This window comes from Massilia psychrophila, assembly GCF_002760665.1.
GTDB lineage: Bacteria > Pseudomonadota > Gammaproteobacteria > Burkholderiales > Burkholderiaceae_D > JAFCUW01.
Window position 1 is genome coordinate 1 of the sequence record NZ_PDOB01000071.1, and the last position, 3,304, is coordinate 3,304.

The window sequence follows — 3,304 nt, forward strand, 5'->3', positions numbered from 1 at the left end:
CTGAATACTTAAATTATCAAATGTTCACAAAAAAGAAATATAGGCGCTTCGCAAGAAGTGGCCTGTCAGTATTTTGAGTGAGCGACCTGTCTTAACGGACAGTGGCAGCAATGCCAACAAACAAGATTGAACTGAAGAGTTTGATCCTGGCTCAGATTGAACGCTGGCGGCATGCCTTACACATGCAAGTCGAACGGCAGCGCGGGGCAACCTGGCGGCGAGTGGCGAACGGGTGAGTAATATATCGGAACGTGCCCTGGAGTGGGGGATAACGCAGCGAAAGTTGCGCTAATACCGCATACGATCTAAGGATGAAAGCAGGGGACCGCAAGGCCTTGTGCTCCTGGAGCGGCCGATATCTGATTAGCTAGTTGGTGGGGTAAAGGCCTACCAAGGCATCGATCAGTAGCTGGTCTGAGAGGACGACCAGCCACACTGGAACTGAGACACGGTCCAGACTCCTACGGGAGGCAGCAGTGGGGAATTTTGGACAATGGGCGCAAGCCTGATCCAGCAATGCCGCGTGAGTGAAGAAGGCCTTCGGGTTGTAAAGCTCTTTTGTCAGGGAAGAAACGGTGTGGGCTAATACTCTGCACTAATGACGGTACCTGAAGAATAAGCACCGGCTAACTACGTGCCAGCAGCCGCGGTAATACGTAGGGTGCAAGCGTTAATCGGAATTACTGGGCGTAAAGCGTGCGCAGGCGGTTTTGTAAGTTTGTCGTGAAATCCCCGGGCTCAACCTGGGAATGGCGATGAAGACTGCAAGGCTAGAATCTGGCAGAGGGGGGTAGAATTCCACGTGTAGCAGTGAAATGCGTAGAGATGTGGAGGAACACCGATGGCGAAGGCAGCCCCCTGGGTCAAGATTGACGCTCATGCACGAAAGCGTGGGGAGCAAACAGGATTAGATACCCTGGTAGTCCACGCCCTAAACGATGTCTACTAGTTGTCGGGTTTTAATTAACTTGGTAACGCAGCTAACGCGTGAAGTAGACCGCCTGGGGAGTACGGTCGCAAGATTAAAACTCAAAGGAATTGACGGGGACCCGCACAAGCGGTGGATGATGTGGATTAATTCGATGCAACGCGAAAAACCTTACCTACCCTTGACATGGTCGGAAGTCCGGAGAGATCTGGATGTGCCCGCAAGGGAACCGATACACAGGTGCTGCATGGCTGTCGTCAGCTCGTGTCGTGAGATGTTGGGTTAAGTCCCGCAACGAGCGCAACCCTTGTCATTAGTTGCTACGAAAGAGCACTCTAATGAGACTGCCGGTGACAAACCGGAGGAAGGTGGGGATGACGTCAAGTCCTCATGGCCCTTATGGGTAGGGCTTCACACGTCATACAATGGTACATACAGAGGGCCGCCAACCCGCGAGGGGGAGCTAATCCCAGAAAGTGTATCGTAGTCCGGATTGCAGTCTGCAACTCGACTGCATGAAGTTGGAATCGCTAGTAATCGCGGATCAGCATGTCGCGGTGAATACGTTCCCGGGTCTTGTACACACCGCCCGTCACACCATGGGAGCGGGTTTTACCAGAAGTAGGTAGCTTAACCGTAAGGAGGGCGCTTACCACGGTAGGATTCGTGACTGGGGTGAAGTCGTAACAAGGTAGCCGTATCGGAAGGTGCGGCTGGATCACCTCCTTTCTAGAGTTGCACAGGTAGAGATACCGATTCATTGAGCGTCCACTCTTATCGACTGTTGAACAAGAAGAACAGCATTAAGTATCCGAGTCGGGGCTGTAGCTCAGCTGGTTAGAGCACCGTGTTGATAACGCGGGGGTCGTTGGTTCGAGTCCAACCAGCCCTACCAGTGTTACCGGGTCACCCTTGGGGGATTAGCTCAGCTGGGAGAGCACCTGCTTTGCAAGCAGGGGGTCGTCGGTTCGATCCCGTCATCCTCCACCAAAAAAGTTCAAACGTAAATCAGCGCAAACGACGCCGGGATTTAGGTTTGGTCTTTTAGAGATTAAATGCTGTTTCGTTCTTTAACAATCTGGAAGAAGTAAAGTTTTAATCGTTTGACCGACAGGTCAAATGATGGGTAGTGATTGTAAATTGCAACAAGCAACAACGCTGTACTCTTATCTTTATAACGCTTCTTAGTTTAGTCGCTAGGAGCTAACGTTATAGGGACAAGCGAATAAGTGCACATGGTGGATGCCTTGGCGATTACAGGCGATGAAGGACGTAGTAGCTTGCGATAAGCTGCGGGGAGCGAGCAAACACGCTTTGATCCGCAGATTTCCGAATGGGGTAACCCGGCCTTTACAGGTCATTGCATACTGAATACATAGGTATGCAAAGCGAACGCGGCGAACTGAAACATCTAAGTAGCTGCAGGAAAATAAATCAACCGAGATTCCCAAAGTAGTGGCGAGCGAAATGGGAAGAGCCTGCACGTTTTAGCATGACGCATAGTGGAACAGCTTGGAAACGCTGGCCATAGAGGGTGATAGCCCCTTACACGAAATGCGATGTGTGGAACTAAGCGTGCGACAAGTAGGGCGGGACACGAGAAATCCTGTCTGAATATGGGGGGACCATCCTCCAAGGCTAAATACTCGTAATCGACCGATAGTGAACCAGTACCGTGAGGGAAAGGCGAAAAGAACCCCGGAAGGGGAGTGAAATAGATCCTGAAACCGTGTGCATACAAACAGTAGGAGCGGACTTGTTCTGTGACTGCGTACCTTTTGTATAATGGGTCAGCGACTTACATTCAGTGGCAAGGTTAACCGTATAGGGAAGCCGTAGAGAAATCGAGTCCGAATAGGGCGACAGTCGCTGGGTGTAGACCCGAAACCAAGTGATCTACTCATGGCCAGGATGAAGGTGCGGTAACACGCCCTGGAGGTCCGAACCCACTAATGTTGAAAAATTAGGGGATGAGCTGTGGGTAGGGGTGAAAGGCTAAACAAACTTGGAAATAGCTGGTTCTCTCCGAAAACTATTTAGGTAGTGCCTCAAGTATCACCATCGGGGGTAGAGCACTGTTATGGCTAGGGGGTCATTGCGACTTACCAAACCATTGCAAACTCCGAATACCGATGAGTGCGAGCTTGGGAGACAGACGTCGGGTGCTAACGTCCGGCGTCAAGAGGGAAACAACCCAGACCGCCAGCTAAGGTCCCAAAGATTGGCTAAGTGGAAAACGAAGTGGGAAGGCTAAAACAGTCAGGATGTTGGCTTAGAAGCAGCCATCATTTAAAGAAAGCGTAATAGCTCACTGATCGAGTCGTCCTGCGCGGAAGATGTAACGGGGCTAAGCCAGTCACCGAAGCTGCGGATATT

At 51.2% G+C, this 3,304-nt stretch carries 2 tRNA genes and 2 rRNA genes; all 4 read left to right on the forward strand.

Going from position 1 to position 3,304, the window contains the following annotated elements:
- The first annotated feature begins 128 nt into the window (after window positions 1-128).
- A 16S ribosomal RNA gene (locus CR103_RS21545) occupies window positions 129-1,657 on the forward strand.
- Between the two features lie 89 nt (window positions 1,658-1,746).
- Window positions 1,747-1,823: transfer RNA gene (locus tag CR103_RS21550), tRNA-Ile, on the forward strand.
- Between the two features lie 19 nt (window positions 1,824-1,842).
- Window positions 1,843-1,918, forward strand: a tRNA-Ala gene (locus CR103_RS21555).
- Between the two features lie 225 nt (window positions 1,919-2,143).
- Window positions 2,144-3,304 (forward strand): 23S ribosomal RNA (locus tag CR103_RS21560); the annotation flags it as partial.